Consider the following 14,455-nt stretch of genomic DNA (forward strand, 5'->3'; position numbering starts at 1 on the left):
TCTAATCGTCCAATCTCTATCAATCGGCTTTATTGTATATAAGTTGATGAATCGGAGGATTGCTGTTTTCTAGCCATTTCCCTGAATTGTCCTGGTGTAATGCTGCGATGCTTCCTGAAAGCACGAATCAGACTGTTCTCATTCTGGTAGCCGACTTTTACGGCTATATCCGCTATTTTCAGATCGGTCCCTTCCAATTGTGCCTCGATCTCATGCATACGCAGTTCGGTCAAATAATCATATAAAGTCCTGTTCATTTCCTGTTTGAAAATGCTGTTGACGGAAGACTTGCTCAGCCCGACAGAATCGGCAATTTCGGATACACCGATATTTTCATGAAGATGCTGCTTCATATAATGAACCATTTGCTGGACAACCAGATAATCCCGGCTGTTCGAGCGCTGCTCAGATAGCTGTGAGGATTCCTGATACACTTGAACAAACACTTGGATAATATCATCGAGATGCATTGTCTTAAACCAAAAACTATTATATCTACGCAGGATACTGAGTTTGGCAATACCTTGTTCGCCGAAATGAGAAACGAGACCATCCATCAATTGCTGAAAAAAAGAAATAGCTTCAACTGGTGACACGAGCGATTCTTTCATAAATTGTTTTAAAGCATCTAGCAGCTTGAAGGCAATTTCTTCGTTCCCCCCTTCTAGGCAGGTTAACAAATCCTTTTTCCATAGGGGATCAATCGTCTTATTGTCTTCAGACTCCACTAGTTCACTGAACAAGGTAATACTCGAATAGCCTTGATAAAGCCGGTAGGTCAACGCCAACTCCGCTTGCAAACAACTATTGCGCAAGTTTACATAATCGCCAAATTCATTCCCCACTGCTGCCGAGACTTCAACATGGATCAGCTTATGAATCGTATCCGCTAAATAGGACAAGTCTTCCTTCAGCAGCTGAATATGTTGCCTCTCCTCTGTTTTCTGCACAATCAAGAGCAAGTTCAAATCGCGCTCAACGAGGGCAATCCGCCAATGGCTGCCCATGATTTCCTCGGTGACATTTTTAATGGCAAACCAGAGCAAGTTCTGGTCTTCCTCATTGTAAGAGCTAGTCCATTGATAATACTTATCGATGGATAAGAGAACGGTGAACAACGATTGATCCGTCCAATCTGTAAAATGGCGATGCCAACGATCCTTCATTTCCCAAGAGCTCATTCGTCCAGCAATCAAATCATGCATATATTTGGCGTGCAGCTCACTGCGATTATGCTTAACTAGACTTGACACATTGGACAAATCCGTCGTCAACTTCACCAAGTAATCCTCCAGATCACGATTTTCCAGATTCGTAGGGTGTGTTTGACCCCCCAATAGCAAATGCCTGATTCTCCGGACCGGTTTGAACGTAATATAGTGCGTAATAATGATGCCGATAATGCCCGCAATAATGGAAATGATCGATAATCCGAACACCGCATTTCGAATTGTGCTAACCTTTTGCAATAATCGCTGCTGGGTAATAATAGATACGAATTTCCATCCGGTTATATCCGAAGACACCTGGGAAATCAGATAGGTTTCCTTGTCATCGGAGAAATCAAAATACGTCTTATTATTTTGCGAAATAGCTGAGGCAATCCCATCTTGTGATTGAATTCGATTGTTGGTCTCGTAAATAATATGATTGTTGCTATCTATAACAAATCGGGATGCGTCCGTTTGTGAGGTGTAATTTTCAAATATTTTATCAAAAAGCTTCTTTTTATTCACATTGACCATGATAACGCCGACGATGGCATCCTCGCGTACCACGGGTCTGAATAAAGTAATCGTTTCAATTTTTTGCTCCGTGCCGAATTGACTGCTTTTGGTCCGATCCACGATCGTGAAGCGATTGGGATTTAAATCAGCAATATAACTTTGCCATCCCGTGTCAAACAGATTCGACAGCTGCGAGCTATAGCCATAAGGAGTACTGCCGACAATTCGTTGACGTACAAGATCATAAATCATGACGGCTTCAACCGCTGGAGACACGGTAAGATTGTCTAGATACTCGACCAAGTGGGCAATTTCCGTTTGCTGCATATCTGATACGGGATTCAGAAACTGATAGGTCAACTTGGATAATAAAATATTAACGCCGATTTGATCTGCTGTGTTGATCGAGTTATTGACGGCTTCCATTCCGAGGCGGAGCAGGTGAATCTGCGGCTCGCTGACTTCCCCCTGCAGCACGGACTTGCTGCTCACATAGGAAGTCGAACCTGCTGTCGTAATAATAATGAACATGCCTATCGTTAAGAGAAGTATGAGTCGTGAACTTCGGTTAGAATGAAAGTAGTCATACCAGCTTTTCATCGTTTTCAACAGGCAGTTCCCCCCTTTCTAGATGCCTCAACTTATCGTCAAATCAACAGCTTTCGTTACTTCAAACCTTTAGTTACATTATAAGTATTCTTCATTAAATATACAGCCGTCAAGAGGCCTCCGAGCAATATTCCATTCCAACAGCGGATATGCATAAACAATAATTGGCGTCAGTTTTGGCGAATTGGCCTATATTTAAGCGTTTTCAACTATTGATAGCATCGTTCCAAGCATCTTATGATACAGGTGTATCGAGCAAAAGAACAGAAGAGGGGTTGACGTATGAAACAATTACGTTGGAGAAATTTGGCAAGTTCCGGAGCATTAGTTGTAATAGCAACATCGTTAGTTATAGGCTGCAGCAATAATGCTCCCGCACCAACTAGTGGCGCTGCCGATGCCAAAAAGGTAGAAAAAATAAGAGTATTCCGAGGACCCATTGATCCTCCTCTGCCTGATACTAACAATAAGTATACACAGTATTTCATCAAGCAGCTTGGGATCGAGCCTGTTTATGAAACCGCACCTTGGGGCGGCGGAGCGGATTATGCCCAGAAGCTGCAGACGATGATTGCATCCGGCGATCTGCCGGACATTATCAGGCCGATGAATGGCGTCGAACAGACGCTGATTACGCAAGGTGGAGCTCTAGCGCTCGATGAATTGCTGCCCAAGTATGCGCCAAACTTATGGAAGTACTTTCCGAAAGAGATCTGGGATATCGTTCGCTCTACCTCCCCAGACGGCAAGATTTATTACATTCCTTCCCTGCAAAATACGAATAACCGTGGTTTGATTTTACGAACGGACTGGTTGAAGAACGTGGGACTGGGTCTCCCTGAGACACAAGATCAATTTGTCGAGATGCTGCGGGCTTTCCGGGACAAAGATCCTAACGGCAACGGGAAAAAGGATGAAATTCCAACAAGCGGACGCGAGCAAGGCCGGTGGATGGATCATATTTTTGCCATGTACGGGGTGGCGATGTGGGAAGGTTATCCAGAATGGGATTTAATCGATGGTAAGCTTCAATATTCAGGGATTCAGCCTAATATGAAGGAAGCGATTAAGTTCGCTCGTGATCTGTACAAGGAAAAGCTGCTGGATAACGAAACCTTCCTCAATAAACAAGAAGTCTGGACTGGTAAAATCCTGAACGATACGGTAGGGGCTTTCTATCATATCGTAGATAGTACCATCACAGTCGGGGGCTATGAGGGCTTAAGGAAGAAAAATCCGAACGCGGATTTCACCATGGTGCCCGTTCCTAAAGTTACTGGCTATAACGGCTTCTACTCGCTGAAAAGATTCGGATTCGTGGAATGGGTCATTCCCAAAAAAGCAGAGGCTAAAGCCGCTTCCGTATTGAAATATCTCGACTTTTATTACACACCGGAAGGTGTTGATTTTAACTCCTACGGACTTGAGAATGACAGCTTCGTGATGGAAAACGGGAAAAAGAAATATTTACCGGACAAAGATACGACGGAAAATTGGACACAGCGTAAAACGATTTTCTCCGCATCCGTCAGTACATTTGATTACAAGTCCAAAGTAGCCGAGCTAACGATTAAATATCCAACCCGCTATAAAGACATGATCGAGATGTACGATCGGATTAACAAAACGACCAAAGTACTCGCAGGTGATGGCATGCCAATCAGCGTATACGACGGTTTCGCGGATATTAAAACGCATAAGTTGTTCCAGCAGTACATGGCCAACATTATTATCGGTGAATGGCCGATTGAGAAGTTCGACGAATTGGTTAAAAAATGGAATGAATCCGGCGGAACGGAAGTAACCAAACGCGCCAATGAGTGGTATCAGAAAGTAAACAAGAAGTAACATAGCGCGGGAGAGGTCTCCAGCAGGAGCCCTCCCCTTCCTTTCAAGCCATGTGATTAGCGAATGAGAAGGAGGCACCATGTACGAGAACCAGATGGAAGTAAGAGTAAGCCAACGAAGAACCCTATCTCAGAAAGCCTTTCGTACATTTCGAGCCCAATGGATGTTGTATACGATGGTTTTACCTGGACTGCTCTTTTTTATCGTATTCAAATATGTTCCACTCCTCGGATCGGTTATCGCTTTTCAGGACTTTCAAATTTTAAACGGCATATTAAAAAGTCCGTGGGTCGGCCTCAAGCATTTTGAATTTATGTTTACGTATCCCAACATTGTTGTTGTGCTCAAAAATACGTTAGTGCTCGGCACGTACCAGCTCGTGTTCGGATTTCCTGCGCCCATCATTCTAGCCCTCTTATTAAATGAGGTACGCATGATGTTCCTGAAAAAGACGATTCAAACGTTCTTCTATTTACCTCACTTTTTATCCTGGGTTATTGTGGGCGGTTTAATCTTTGAATTACTCTCCTTGGGCGGATTCGTCAATTCGCTTCGAACCTGGCTTGGAGCTGAGCCTGTCTTATATATGCAGCGCGAGAGCTTTTTCCGTACCATTGTTGTCCTGTCTTCGATTTGGAAGGAGATTGGTTGGGGAGCCATTATTTATTTGGCGGCTATCGCTGGCATCAACCCGAGTTTGTATGAAGCGGCCAGAGTTGACGGGGCCAATCGATTCTTGCAAATCTGGTACATTACATTACCTTCGCTGCTGCCGACGATTATTATTTTATTGCTGCTGAAAATAGGGAATTTCCTCGAGCTTGGGTTTGATCACATTTACGTGCTTCTTACACCGTCTACCACAGCTGTTGGAGATATTATCGATACGTATGTATACCGAACAGGCATATTGGAAGGGCAATATAGTTTCACTACGGCCGTAGGATTGTTCAAATCCATTGTGGGCTTCGTTCTGCTGTATGGCTGTAATATCATCTCCAAAAAAACAACACAACAGGGGTTGTTCTAATATGAAGTCCAGTCTGGGAGAAACTAGCTTTCGCATGATCAATTATATCGTGCTGCTCCTCCTGTCCGTCACGATGATTCTACCTATTATCCACGTATTTGCGATTTCACTAAGCGATCCAGCAGCCGTAGATGCCCATCAGGTACAGTTTCTACCCGTTGAAATAACCAGCTCCGCTTGGACGCATATTCTAGCAAAAGTGGATTTGTGGCGCTCGTTAGGTGTCAATATATTCGTTACCGTGGTTGGTACACTGCTTAGCCTGCTATTTACATCCTTATTGGCTTACCCGCTGGCGCGCAAAGACTTCCGCATACGCCATACCATTATGATGGGCATTGTTTTTACGATGATTTTTCAGGCACCAATGATCCCCTACTTCTTGACGATCAAGTCTCTCGGCCTGCTTGACAGCATTTGGGTATTGATCCTTCCCTCTACAATCAGCGCATTCAATCTGATCATTCTGCGCACCTTTTTTCAGCAGCTGCCCTATGAGTTGGAGGAATCTGCCCGCATAGATGGTTGTACGGATTACGGCATCTTATTCCGAGTGGTCATCCCCCTTTCCAAACCGGCTTTGGCCACAATGGGATTATTCTACGCCGTCATTTATTGGAACATGTTCTATCATGCTATTTTATTTATCCGTAATCCCAACCTGTATCCGCTGCAGCTCAAACTGCGGGAAACGATGGTGAACACGGATCTGGCCGCTAACTTGAATGCGATGGCCTACAATTCTCAAACCTTGCAGGCTGCTACGATTATTTTCGTGACGCTGCCGATTCTTCTGGTGTATCCATTTATACAAAAATATTTTGTTCAAGGAGCCACGCTTGGGGCTGTTAAGGAATAGAAAAAGGAAGTCAAGGATATGGGATTATCCTTGACTTCCTTTTTTGGCAAACAACTATTTGAACCAAATCCAATAGACCAAAAACAAACTAAACACGATAACAAACAGGACATTCAACACAAGTAATCCGTTTAAGTTCTTTGCCGTGCTTTTGGTATAATGATCGTTGGTTTCTTGGTTTCTCCTCGAAAATCCTACGTATAACGTCGCAACTAAAGAAATCAAACATATGATCCCCGTTGACCAGTAGTAGAACATAGTAATCCTCCCTTTCTCTCTCTACGTATCTGCTTGTTTGAAAATCTCTTACCTACTCTCTCCATAGTGTAACTCTTTATACATGAATGAGCAGTGATTCAAATCACATGCCCGAACAAAAAACCTTGAACGAATCTGCAGGATAGGCAGATGTTCAAGGTTTAATTGAATAAAGGTCTTTCGACAAAGCTACATTTCCTTCCCCTGCTTTACCCGCTCCGCAAGCAAGGCCAAATCATGCCCTTTTAATGCCCCCTCCATCAATTCCGGAAGCTTCTCAGGTGAGCATCCAAAGCAGGGGATACCGTATGTAGCCAGCTTTTTGGCAACAGCATCATCATACGAGGGCACGCCCTGATCAGATAATGCGAGCAGACAGATCGTCTTCACGCCAGCCTGATGCATGTCGACAAGCCGCCTAATCATCTCTGTCCGATTGCCGCCTTCATACAAATCGGAGACTAAGATAAACAGTGTTTTCTTCGGCTCCGTGATAAAAGATTCGCAGTAAGTTATCGATTTGTTAATATCGGTTCCTCCACCAAGCTGAATCCCAAATAGCATATCAACGGGATCTTCTGCACACTGCTCACTTAAATCTACGACCTCCGTGTCAAAAGCAACCACTCGCGTGTCCAGCGCTGGCATGCTGGCAAAAATAGAACCAATAATGGAAGCATAAATGACCGAACCTGCCATCGATCCGCTTTGATCAATATCTAAGATAACCGTCCACTCTTTGCTGCGCCGTGCGCGGTCAAAGAAGTAGACTTTCTCAGGCAGCAGAAGCCCACGCTCCTTGTCATAGTGCTTAAGATTTTTGCGAATGGTCGTGTTCCAGTCCAGTCCTGTTGCCGATGGAAGCGGTGAATGCTGCCTGCGATTCAAGGCCCCTGTAACCGCTCGGCGCAAATCCTGCGCAAGCCGCTGGACGATGTCATCTACAACGGCCTTTACTAATTGTCTAGCAGTTTCTTTCGTTTTCTCGGGTATTTTCCCTTTAAGCGCCATTAAGGTAGCTACCATTTGGATGTCCGGCTTCACTTGGGAGAGAAGCTCCGGTTCGAAAAGCAGCTGTTTCAAACCTTTGCGCTCAATCGCATCGGACTGAATGACCGAGACCACGTCTGCCGGGAAAAAGGTGCGGATATCGCCCAACCATTTGGCTAGCTTCGGGGATGAAGGGCCAAGCCCTGCTTTGCGGGAGCCGCCGGTATGTGAACCATCATCAACACTCGAGCTAGAGGTCTCATCATAGATCGCGGCAAGCGCTTCGTCCATGAGTCTGGACTCTTCGTCGAGCATGCCGTCTCCAGAGCCGAAAGACAGCAGCTTCTCTTCAGATGCCGCACCTAATATTAATCGCCAACGCTTTAATTGTTCCTGATCCATTATTGTCATAGGCTATAAATCCCCGAAATCAAAGTCACCCAGCTCATCCAGCTTCTCCTTCTCTTCCTCACTTAGTGGCTGCTGTAAAGCAGCTCCACCTTGATCTGCGCCAACTCCCCAAATATCGCCCATCATCTCGGCCACAGATGCCTTCTCCCTCGGTTCAAATGAACCGAAAGCTCGGCGCAAAAACACAAGGGAACGCCTAAATGCTGCTTTATCCAGCGATCCGATATACAGATCAAGCTGCTGCCACAACGATATCCGTGATAGCAGTGCATAACGATTGCGCATGGACATGCCTTCAAACCATCCCGCTCCCAAATCAACGGGGATACCCGGGGATAACCTGCGTGAAACTTCCGTCGCAACACGCTCATTCGATATTTCATTGCGTTCCAGTAAAATAGCGAAAGCAAAGCCTGACAGTTTGGCGTTTCGATCATCACGCGAAGCCAGCTCTTGCAGTTGACTCAACCATAAACCATCGTCTACCGATTCAAAATGGTCTCGGGCAATGGTGTGCAGCGATTGAATCGCTCGAACCATCCCCTGAGCAGCGTCATCGTTGCATCCCGCGCTGTCTACAAGAAGCAGTGTTCCGCGCAAGAACAACTGTTGGAGCAGCGGAACAAGGGTAGCCGTATCGATTCGCCGAAGCGATCCATAACGGATCAACACCGACAGCTCATAGGCCGCCCCCGCGATCTGCTCGAAGTTGCCCGCATCCACCGCAAGCCCTTGCAGCGCAGATTGGGCCTGCTCCATCAACGCGGTCAACGCGCAGTCGCAGGCGGCCCGAATGATACGCGAAGCATCCGCGATATCAACGCAAATGTCGAGCCGTTCCTTCAGCACAAAAGCTGCAGCCAGCTCAATTGTCTCCCCCTTCAGGGTCGACTCCACTGCTTGAATCTCAGCTTCTGGCGTCCACTGAAGCACCCAATTCTCCGCCCATGATGCGGAGTCTTGATGCACGCTTTCCTTCTTGGCAAAGTTAATGCCAAGCAGTTCTAGCCGGTGCAAGAGAACGGACCGCTTCAAATCTAGAAATGCCGCTTCCTCTGACTTCACTCTGCGATTTTCACGTAAATCCAGCTCTAAGGATGACGCAACCGTCGATTTGTATTTCTCCAATTTGAGCCGCTTAAGCTCTCTATTCAAATCATCTTGAATTGGCGTCTGGCTGACGCCCTCTGGCAATCTGCCGATGGCCGTGCCCACATCCGTCCTCGTCAAAGCTTCCACGATTGTCGAAAGCTCCCCATGTCCAAGACATACGATTGCTGCGTCTCGGAGGTCTTTCCATGTAGGTTGAGTACCATCATGTAACGCAGCAAGAGCCTCAGCCAGCCTCACACTTTCAATGAGCGAAGCTGTGGATCTATAAGTACCATGTTCCCTAAGGTAGGCAGCTACCTGTGAGAAATACAATGATGGAAGCCTGTTTAAGTCACCCTTTTGCAGGCACTGCCACAACAATTCAAAGTACGCCGGTGCCTGATTCCCAGCACCATAGCCGGAGTGGGTAGACAACTTATAGAAAGAATATGGCATCAGTGTAAGTTTCGTTCTTGTCTTAGGCAGTCCCTTCAACTGTTCGTCCGTCATCCGTGGAAAGCGAAAATCTAATGCGGAGGCATGATGCGCACCGGTTACGACAACAATTTTCTCCGGAGCGTGCCCAGCTTCGATGGTATCCTGAATTTTGCGCCGCATGTAGGCTTCCCGAATCTCATTGTAAGCCGCTTCTTGCGGTGCGAATTGCCACTCCTGCTGCGAGGTCAACTCCCGCATCTGAGCCGAGAATTGATAAATGCCATGGCGGTAGGCATCCTTTTGCAAATTATGTTCAAAATGACGCTCCCAGTACGCTTCGTAATCCGGCTCATCCGATAATTCAGCAAGCTGCTCATACAGTCTCCGCTGTCCTTGGACATACGTCTGAAAATCATCATCCGCCTGACTGATCTCACCCGCAGCAGAAGATGACCTAGGTTTCCTTTGTTCGTATAGCGCCAAGGCATGTTCAGTCGGCAGGTCGATAAATGCAGCCTGTGCACCGTTCTGAGAAGCCCATTGAAATGCCTGATACTCCGGCGAATAACTCGCATACGGGTACAATAACGTCCTGACAGGCAGTTGATCCGTATAGGCTAAAATAGCAATGGGCGGGACCACGCCATGAGAGGTTAGCTCTGCAATTAAACTGCTTGCGTCGCTAGGGCCTTCAACGAGCACGGCCGTCGGCTTCACTTCATCTAAGAAAGCAAGCAGGTGGAAAGCACCTGTAGGAGATAAGTGTCGTATACCAAAAACATGAAACTCCTGACTGCGATCTAGTTGTTCATCTCCGAGCACGCGAAGTACAGATTTCTCCATGTCGATCCCCGCTTTTTCATCACATTTTCTAAATATTCCTTCCACACGAGGCGGTCCTTCTCTTCGTCTTTCACAATAGCCCCCTGCAGCCCTGCGGCAATATCTTCTTCACTTATCTGACCGCTCCCAAAGCTACCAGCCAACGCCATACTGCCCGTTAAAAGCGAAATCGCTTCAGCAGTTGAGATCACACCGCTCGGCCCCTTCACTTTCTCTTTGCCATCTAGTGTCATGCCGCTGCGCAGCTCGCGAAAAATGGTCACAACCTTCCGCACAGCTTCCTCCTCGGGAAGCGAAGCTCTTAACTCATAGCTCGCCGAGATCTCTCTGACACGTTTGCGAACAATCTCGACTTCCGTCTCAATATCAGATGGGGATGGGAGCACTATGATGTTAAAGCGCCGCTTCAGAGCGGCTGACATCTCATTTACGCCACGGTCACGCGTGTTCGCTGTTGCAATAATCGAGAATCCTCGTGCGGCGAACACTTCTCTCCCCAACTCGGGGATCGAAATCGTCTTCTCTGACAAGATGGAAATTAAAGCGTCCTGTACTTCAGAAGCGCAGCGTGAGATTTCTTCAAATCTGGCAATTCCCCCTGTTTCCATCGCGCGGAAAATTGGACTTTTAATAATCGCTTGATCGGAAGGTCCTTGTGCCAGCAGCATCGCATAATTCCATGAATATCGAATATGCTCCTCGCTCGTGCCTGCCGTTCCTTGAATGACTTTACCAGAATCCCCGTGGATGGCAGCTGTCAAATTTTCCGAAAGCCACGACTTTGCCGTTCCTGGTTCCCCGATCAGCATGAGCGCTCGATCTGTCAACAGCGTAGCTATGGCCATTTCTACCAGCCGCTTGTTGCCTATGTATTTTGGTGTAATCGTGATCCCTTTGGCATTCCCACCGGTCAGAAACGTCAGTACCGCCTTCGGCGAAAGCTGCCACCCTGCTGGCTTCGCATCTTGATCTATCTTTTTCAAAGCCTCCAACTCTTCCCTGTATAAACGTTCAGAGGGCAATCTTACGACATCTTGCTTTTGATCCATCCCCATAATCCCTGTCCCTTCTCTTCATAATCTGTTGGTTCCGTATGTTCCGGCTTCGCAGCGATCGTCTCAACGATGTCCAGCAGTTGATTCCTCAAGTACTCATTGGACACACTTTGCGCAAAAAGCTGCAATCTCTCCGAATAAGTACGCGGTAATAATTTCAGAAGCACCCCTTGCGCATGATTGAAGTAATACATCTGTTTCTTGCCTTTCTCCAAAATCTCCATAAGAAGCTCAGGAGCTTCCTTGTACGGCATACGGAATAAGGCAAGGAGACAATGATTCGTTGTATGGTTGAAAAAGTCAGGTTTCTTCCGGCACGCTTCTACCAAATAAGCAGCAATTTGTGCATTCTTGTCATGGGCAAGTCGGCAAACGAGCTCCGTTTCATCCAACTTCACAAACAAATGCACCCATCTAGGATCCCACGCCTGATGCTGGGCCTCATACTCGGCAGTTGCATAGTACATTTGATGTTCCAAAGACGGAAACATCGTGCGCAGAACGAGTAACAAGTCCTTGGCCGCCGTCTGCTTTTTATCTTTTAGATCATGGTAAAAGCGTTCATAAACATCGTCTGGTGGAAGTATCTTGATGGCCGCTCTAAAGCTGTATGATATAAATTTGCGATTGTATAATTCATGCAAAGTGACAGCAAAACGGTCTGCCTCAGGTAGATCAACTTGCAGGAGAAGTTCAGCTGCAGCCTCCTGTACAGCTTCCGTTTGGGGAATAATAAAACTAGGTGTAGTCAGCAATTTTTCTAGGAAATGTACAACTTCCGGTACTCTTTTTCCTTGTAAGCTGCGGATGTCCGTCAATAACTGCTGTGCGGCCTCTTCATCATTTGTCCGTTGAACGAATCGCTCCAATAAACTTTCCGCATGCCCGATGACACGAAGTGTTAGATCATTGGCCCTGCATAATTGAATCGGCTCTATCGCAAGATCTCGATCCTTCGATTCCAATGCCTTGTAGAGGCGAGCAACGGCTTGCTCCGTTCCCAAGCGAGATAGGGCCAAGAAAGCGGCTCTGCGTATCTCTTTTTTCTTATCGTCTGCTTGTTCTACAATAAATTCTTCCTGCTCTGGATAGTCGCCTAGAAGCTCAATTGCTGTGGATCGGACCTCTGTAGAACCTTGCCCAGCAGCTTCAAGCAAGAGATCTAAGGCTGATAAGCCAAGCAAATCGTGGATAAGATTCAATCTACGTGCGTCACCTTTCCCGCCATCTAGCTTAAATTGCTGCTGAAGTGCTGGGAGAGCCTCCATTCCGAGAGAAGGCAGCACCGTTCGATGAAGATACTCGGGTATTTCGGCATAACTATCGTCTAACCCCGAAACAGCAGCAGGTATGACGCGGAGATCGTGAAATAGGCCATCCTCATACCCTTGACGGATCTGCTCCATTCGTCCCTGACCTTTTTGCGTTAACGCCTCAATCAAAGGAGACAGTTTACGATAAGCTATGGTCGTCGAAAGCTTGGCTCCCGTTCCTTCCACAGGTACGAGTGTCTCTTTCGTCTCCGTTTTCCCTTGCGTATACAGCACGGAATTCAAGAGTGTTCCTAACTCTAGAAGTCTACTCGCTGAGGAGCTTGTCTCTGCCTCAAGAACTTGACTAACTCCCTGTGCCACTCGATTAAACACAGGCGCTGACTCACCGAGCTTCTGAAGATTGGGAAGCATTTTCTGTAACCGCAAATCGCCTGCCGCCATGCCACTACCTGCTATAAACAACCGGCGCACCTCGTGCTGCAGTTCAAACAATAGATCTATACTCATGAGTTCGTCTCCTCATTTTATTCATCAATAGAGCAAGCGAACGACTTCATTCGTCGTTACGATGCTTAGTGGCTGTGCCTCAAGTCTGTTATGCTGCCAATTGTGCTCGAACATAACCAGCATCACCTGATTCTGTAAGAACGCTTTATTTAACATAGGCAGCAAATGTGTCGTAGGCTCACTGAGATATGGAATATCTCCTAGTGGCAGTTGCTTACCTTGTTCATCCAAAAGCACATAGGAAGTTTCCGTCTTTTTCATATCCGCAAATTGCAACAATACGACTGGGCGCTTGTCCGAAAGCGGATTTTTAATCTGGTTTTTCACGTTTTTAATCATTTCCGGGAATGACTTGTGAGCTGCAGAACGGATTGTCTGAAAATCTTGTGAGTCAGCATCTCGGAACGCCGCTTCTTCCCAACGCACCCTCGTGTTAAGCTCACCTGGGTATTGGGCTAGTTCTTTCGCTTTGACGACTCCAAAGACAGAGTCATCTTCACGTATGTATTTCGCTGCACGGAAGGGTCGATACGTTCTTGTAAAGTGAATCTGTCCGCTTCGTAAGTCTGACCAGTATCCTTCATCTATGTACTCGCCTCTAGCATGATCTGTGTAGGATCGGAACGATAACTGCACTAATTCTGAGGAATCGCTGCGAACACGACCAAGCTCCCGCAGTTCTGCGATTTGCCAGGCATGCCCAAGCCATTCTTCCAACGTTGATTCCGAATCCATAGGAAGATCTGGATTTTCCAATCTACGGTTGAGATACTCTCTGCTTTTCTTGATCAACGCTTGCAGGATGGTCAGCTGCTCAATCGCATTTGTGTACACGGTCTCCCGATCTGCCTCAGCATGAAACTGAAGGTTCACATCACGAAGTGCCGTTTGAACCCCTGGAATATAATAGTTACCAAGCTGTTTAGCCTGCTCTTCAACGGTTTTCAGTACCTTTTTGTCCAGGCTTCCCAGCCCTGACTGTACAAGCTGCAAGATAAGCTTCTCTGCAATGCTGATTCCTTCCAACTGTGCCGCTATTTTCTTCAATAAAGCTGACTTATTCGTCTTTCGCTTAGCAACCGACGCATCCGGGTCTACAGGTTCTTTCTTCTTCTCCTCCCGCTTCTCCGCCTTTTCCCGCTTATCCACGATATCTTGAGGCACAGATGCCGTAGTAAATGATTTGCCTGACGTATAGGCATACATCAAACCTAGATTGTGTTTGCATGGAAATTGGCGGCTTGGGCATGAACAGCGAAACACGGGATTCCCCTCTTTTGCCATATCAACCGAGCATTGATACGGGTCTTTGCCACTCCCTTTACACTCTCCAAAAATAATCGTGCTGTCCTCCGATTGACATAACAGCGGAAAACTATTTTTTTTCACCAAATCCTTGCCGTTCTTGATTGCACTGCTGTTCTGAGCCAAACTATCTACATAGGATTCCGTTAAATAATTCATCTTGTACCCCTCACAACTTGGTTATATAAACCATTTCCACACCTTGCCTA

At 46.6% G+C, this 14,455-nt stretch carries 9 protein-coding genes; 3 read left to right on the forward strand and 6 right to left on the reverse strand.

Annotated features, from left to right (window positions below; translation table 11 throughout):
- Positions 1 to 29: 29 nt before the first annotated feature.
- Complete coding sequence (locus J2736_RS08740; protein ID WP_310226359.1) at positions 30 to 2,327, reverse strand: AraC family transcriptional regulator; 2,298 nt, start codon at positions 2,325 to 2,327, stop codon at positions 30 to 32.
- Between the two features lie 291 nt (positions 2,328 to 2,618).
- Here J2736_RS08740 and J2736_RS08745 point away from each other — a divergent pair, with 291 nt between their 5' ends.
- The 3 genes from J2736_RS08745 (at position 2,619) to J2736_RS08755 (ending at position 6,073) form a co-directional block, all read left to right on the forward strand.
- The gene (locus J2736_RS08745) at positions 2,619 to 4,184 is read left to right on the forward strand and encodes an extracellular solute-binding protein (RefSeq protein WP_310225546.1); all 1,566 of its coding nucleotides are present in this window, start codon (positions 2,619 to 2,621) and stop codon (positions 4,182 to 4,184) included.
- A gap of 79 nt (positions 4,185 to 4,263) precedes the next feature.
- Positions 4,264 to 5,214 (forward strand): ABC transporter permease, encoded by a 951-nt coding sequence (locus J2736_RS08750; RefSeq protein ID WP_397340294.1) that lies wholly within the window; start codon positions 4,264 to 4,266, stop codon positions 5,212 to 5,214.
- A 1-nt stretch (position 5,215) separates the two neighbouring features.
- Positions 5,216 to 6,073 carry a carbohydrate ABC transporter permease gene (locus J2736_RS08755; protein ID WP_310225548.1) on the forward strand — a complete coding sequence of 286 codons (858 nt, stop codon included), beginning with the start codon at positions 5,216 to 5,218 and terminating at the stop codon, positions 6,071 to 6,073.
- A gap of 447 nt (positions 6,074 to 6,520) precedes the next feature.
- Here the strand turns inward: J2736_RS08755 and J2736_RS08760 are convergent, their stop codons facing one another.
- Genes J2736_RS08760 through J2736_RS08780 form a run of 5 tightly spaced genes read right to left on the reverse strand, consistent with a single transcriptional unit; the run spans position 6,521 to position 14,405 of the window.
- Positions 6,521 to 7,732 carry a VWA domain-containing protein gene (locus J2736_RS08760; protein WP_310225551.1) on the reverse strand — a complete coding sequence of 404 codons (1,212 nt, stop codon included), beginning with the start codon at positions 7,730 to 7,732 and terminating at the stop codon, positions 6,521 to 6,523.
- Positions 7,733 to 7,735: 3 nt separating this feature from the next.
- Positions 7,736 to 10,105, reverse strand: a complete 2,370-nt coding sequence (locus J2736_RS08765; protein ID WP_310225554.1) for a DUF5682 family protein — start codon at positions 10,103 to 10,105, stop codon at positions 7,736 to 7,738.
- Entirely contained in the window at positions 10,063 to 11,154 is a 1,092-nt protein-coding gene (locus J2736_RS08770) for an ATP-binding protein (RefSeq protein ID WP_310226363.1), read from the reverse strand. Before J2736_RS08770 ends, J2736_RS08765 begins: the two co-directional genes overlap by 43 nt.
- Positions 11,130 to 12,941 (reverse strand): HEAT repeat domain-containing protein, encoded by a 1,812-nt coding sequence (locus J2736_RS08775; protein ID WP_310225556.1) that lies wholly within the window; start codon positions 12,939 to 12,941, stop codon positions 11,130 to 11,132. Before J2736_RS08775 ends, J2736_RS08770 begins: the two co-directional genes overlap by 25 nt.
- A gap of 24 nt (positions 12,942 to 12,965) precedes the next feature.
- The gene (locus J2736_RS08780; protein ID WP_310225558.1) at positions 12,966 to 14,405 is read right to left on the reverse strand and encodes an SWIM zinc finger family protein; all 1,440 of its coding nucleotides are present in this window, start codon (positions 14,403 to 14,405) and stop codon (positions 12,966 to 12,968) included.
- Positions 14,406 to 14,455 lie beyond the last annotated feature (50 nt).

It is taken from the genome of Paenibacillus qinlingensis (assembly GCF_031455095.1).
Lineage (GTDB): Bacteria > Bacillota > Bacilli > Paenibacillales > NBRC-103111 > Paenibacillus_E > Paenibacillus_E qinlingensis_A.

What these genes read in the sequence shown, in the direction of transcription:
- J2736_RS08775 (WP_310225556.1), bottom strand. Translation starts at nt 12,941, where the DNA reads ATGAGTATAGATCTATTGTTTGAACTGCAGCACGAGGTGCGCCGGTTG.
- J2736_RS08745 (WP_310225546.1), top strand. Translation starts at nt 2,619, where the DNA reads ATGAAACAATTACGTTGGAGAAATTTGGCAAGTTCCGGAGCATTAGTT.
- J2736_RS08740 (WP_310226359.1), bottom strand. Translation starts at nt 2,327, where the DNA reads ATGAAAAGCTGGTATGACTACTTTCATTCTAACCGAAGTTCACGACTC.
- J2736_RS08780 (WP_310225558.1), bottom strand. Translation starts at nt 14,405, where the DNA reads ATGAATTATTTAACGGAATCCTATGTAGATAGTTTGGCTCAGAACAGC.
- J2736_RS08770 (WP_310226363.1), bottom strand. Translation starts at nt 11,154, where the DNA reads ATGGATCAAAAGCAAGATGTCGTAAGATTGCCCTCTGAACGTTTATAC.
- J2736_RS08765 (WP_310225554.1), bottom strand. Translation starts at nt 10,105, where the DNA reads ATGGAGAAATCTGTACTTCGCGTGCTCGGAGATGAACAACTAGATCGC.
- J2736_RS08760 (WP_310225551.1), bottom strand. Translation starts at nt 7,732, where the DNA reads ATGACAATAATGGATCAGGAACAATTAAAGCGTTGGCGATTAATATTA.
- J2736_RS08755 (WP_310225548.1), top strand. Translation starts at nt 5,216, where the DNA reads ATGAAGTCCAGTCTGGGAGAAACTAGCTTTCGCATGATCAATTATATC.
- J2736_RS08750 (WP_397340294.1), top strand. Translation starts at nt 4,264, where the DNA reads ATGTACGAGAACCAGATGGAAGTAAGAGTAAGCCAACGAAGAACCCTA.